This is a genomic window from Dietzia sp. SYD-A1 (assembly GCF_015356725.1).
GTDB lineage: Bacteria > Actinomycetota > Actinomycetes > Mycobacteriales > Mycobacteriaceae > Dietzia.
In genome coordinates, this window is record NZ_JADDKI010000437.1 from 1 (window position 1) to 3,383 (window position 3,383).

Annotated in this window: 2 protein-coding genes; both read left to right on the forward strand. The window is 70.2% G+C overall.

All coding sequences use genetic code 11. The features are described from left to right. On the forward strand, positions 1–1,787 hold a 1,787-nt coding region (locus tag IY392_RS15380), incomplete at its 5' end, for a non-ribosomal peptide synthetase (RefSeq protein ID WP_194861674.1). Next, a complete protein-coding gene (locus tag IY392_RS15385; RefSeq protein WP_107755469.1) occupies positions 1,784–3,337 on the forward strand; it encodes an acyl-CoA carboxylase subunit beta in 1,554 nt (517 codons plus the stop codon). The genes IY392_RS15380 and IY392_RS15385, both read left to right, overlap by 4 nt. Positions 3,338–3,383 lie beyond the last annotated feature (46 nt).

Below are 3,383 nucleotides of genomic sequence, written 5' to 3' on the forward strand. Positions count from 1 at the left end.
TCGACGCGCTGATGACGGCGGCGGCCGCGTCCGTCCTGGACGGAGCCGTCCTCACCGCCGTCGACCGCCCCGGCGTCCTCCCGGTGGCGGGCGCGGTCACCACCACCATGACCCCGCACCCCGGGGGAGCCTCGCTGCAGGTGCACGCGCACACCGGCGACGGTGTCACGCAGTCCTTCACCCTCGTCGCCGAGTGTGCGGTGAGCGGGGGGACCCCGATCGACCCGGACGACCAACCGGGGCCGCACTACGTGTCGGCCGAGTCGGACGCGCCGGTGGTGGAGGGTGAGGACGACGAGTCGGACACCCGCTGGAGCCCGGAATCGGGCGAGTCGATCGGCGACCGTCTGGCCCGGATCGTCGGGTCCTCGATGGGCTACAGTCCCGACGACCTTCCGCGAGAACTGCCCCTGCTCGACCTGGGCCTGGATTCGCTCATGGCCGTGCGCATCAAGAACCGTGTCGAGCACGAGTTCTCCATCCCGCCGCTCGAGCTGCAGGCGATGCGGGACGCCTCGATGAACGACGTCGTCCAGATGGTGACCTTCGCCGTGGAGAACCCGGAGAAGGTCGGCGAGCTCGCGGATCAGCAGGCCCGCGGGGAGGGCGTGGTCGACCTCGCGGCACTCAAGGGCCAGGCGCCCGCCGGTGGCGACGCGCACGAGGGTGGTGCCGGTGCGGACACCGTCCCCGAGGTCGCCATCGCGCCGCGTGACGACACCGAGCGGATGGCCTTCGGTGCGTGGGCCGTGGTCACCGGCGCGGCGGCACCGGGGGTGACCGGGGCCCTCCCCGCGATCGACGACGTCACCCGGACCGCGCTGGCCGAGCGGCTGTCGGCCCGCTGTGGAGGCGAGATCTCTGCCGAGCACCTGGCCGGCGCGACGACGATCGCGGAGGTCGCCGACCTGCTGCGGCCGTTCACCGAGGTGGCGGTCGAGGGCAACATCCGGGTCCTGCGCGAGGGCTCCCCCGACAGCACACCCCTGTTCCTGTTCCACGCGGCCGGGGGGTCGTCGTTCGTGTACGAACCGCTGGTCGACCGGCTCGACGGCGACACCCCGGTCTACGGTGTCGAGCGCACCGAGGGCTCTCTCGAGGAGAGGGCCGCCGGGTACCTGGACAGGATCCGGGAGATCGCCTCCGGGCGCCCCGTCGCGCTGGGCGGCTGGTCCTTCGGCGGGGCACTGGCGGTCGAGGTCGCGCGTCAGTTGCGGGCCGCCGACGACGTCGTGGCGCTGGTGGCCCTCCTGGACACCGTGCAGCCGTCCGAGCCGGTCCCGGACACGCTCGACGAGGCTGAGGCCCGTTGGCGGCGCTACTCCGAGTTCGCCAAGCGGACCTACGGCCTGGACGTGGAGGTGCCGCGGGAGTTCCTCGCCGAGCACGGGGAGGACGGGGTGCTGGGGATGCTTCTCGAGGGCCTGGGCGCGGAGGCCAACGCCATGGGCGGCGGAGTCATCGAACACCAGCGCGCGAGCTTCGTCGACAACCGCATCCTCCAGAGCGCGGACCTGTCCGCGTGGTCCGGGGTCGGCGCGGAGGTCTCCTTCGTGCTCTACCGCGCCGAGCGGATGCACGAGGGGGCGATCGAGCTCGAGCCCCGGTACGCGCACGTGGACCCCGACGGCGGCTGGGGCCGGATCGTCTCCGATCTCGAGGTGGTCCAGCTCAAGGGAGACCACCTCGCGGTGGTCGATGAACCCGTGGTCGGTACGGTCGGTAAGCATCTGGCGCGTCGGCTCTCGGAGATCGACGCGGGAGTACTGAAGGGATCGGACGCGTGACGGCTAGGACCACCGCGGAGAAGCTCGCAGAACTGCGGGTCAAGACCGAGCAGGCCCGGGACCCGGGCAGCGAGCGGGCCAGGGCCCGACGCGACGCCGCGGGCCACACGCCGCCGCGGGAGCGCATCGCGGAGCTGCTCGACCCGGGCAGCTTCGTGGAGATGGGCCAGCTGGCGAAGGCTCCCGGTAACCCGGACAACCCGTTCGGGGACGGTGTGGTGACCGGGCGCGGCACGATCGACGGGCGACCCGTGGTCGTGTACGCGCACGACAACACGGTGTTCGGCGGGTCGGTGGGCGAGGGCTTCGGCAAGAAGGTCTGCGCGATCATGGACTTCGCCCTCAAGGTGGGGTGTCCCATCATCGGGATCAACGACTCGGGTGGAGCTCGCGTGCAGGACGCCGTCACCTCCCTGGCCTACTACTCGGAGATCTCCAAGCGTCAGTACCCGGCGTCCGGGTACATCCCGCAGATCTCGATCATGTTGGGCAAGTGCGCGGGTGGCGCCGTCTACGCGCCCGTCACCACCGACTTCGTGGTGGCTGTCAAGGACCAGGCGTACATGTTCGTCACCGGTCCGGACGTGATCAAGCAGGTCACCGGCGAGGACATCTCGATGGATGACCTCGGTTCCGCCCTGCAGCAGGCCAAGAACGGCAACGTCAACCACGTGGCCGTGAGCGAGCACGACGCGTTCATGTACGTGCGGAACCTACTCAGCTTCATGCCCTCCTCGGCCGCCGAGAAGGCGCCGAGGATCAATCCAGGGCTCGAACCGTCGACCACCGCCTCCGACCTGGAACTCGACTCGATCATCCCGGACTCGGACAACGCGGCGTACGACATGCACGACCTGCTCATCCGGATGTTCGACGACGGCGAGTTCGTCGAGACCTCGGGGCAGTTCGCCCAGAACATCATCACCGGCTTCGCCCGGGTCGACGGCGAGTCGGTCGGCGTCGTGGCCAACCAGCCGCTTCACCTGTCGGGATCCCTGGACATCGACGCCTCGGAGAAGGCCACCCGGTTCATGATGCTGTGTGACGCCTACTCGATCCCGATCGTCTACGTGGTCGACACCCCCGGGTACCTGCCGGGTGTCCAGCAGGAGAAGCTCGGCATCATCCACCGCGGCGCCAAGATGGGGTACGCGGTGGCCGCCACCTCGGTGCCCAAGGTGACCTTCGTCGTCCGCAAGGCCTATGGCGGCGCCTACGCCGTGATGGGGTCCAAGAACCTTGGCGGGGACCTGAACTTCGCCTGGCCCACCGCCCGTATCGCGGTGATGGGGGCCGAGGGCGCGGTGGATCTGCTGCAGCGTCGGCAGATCGAGGAGGCGGGCCCGGAGGAGGGGCCCAAGCTCCGCAAGCAGCTGATCGACATGTACAACGAGTTCATCGCGACCCCGTACTCGGCCGCCGAGCGCGGGTACATCGACGCGGTGATCGAGCCGTCGCAGACTCGTCTGGTCCTGCGCGGCGCGTTAGCCCAGCTGCGCGACAAGATCCGCAACGAGCCCCCGCGCAAGCACCCCATCGCCCCGCTGTGACCGCCGCCGTCCGCTGACCCGACCCCCGGGGGTGGCGGCGTGGGGT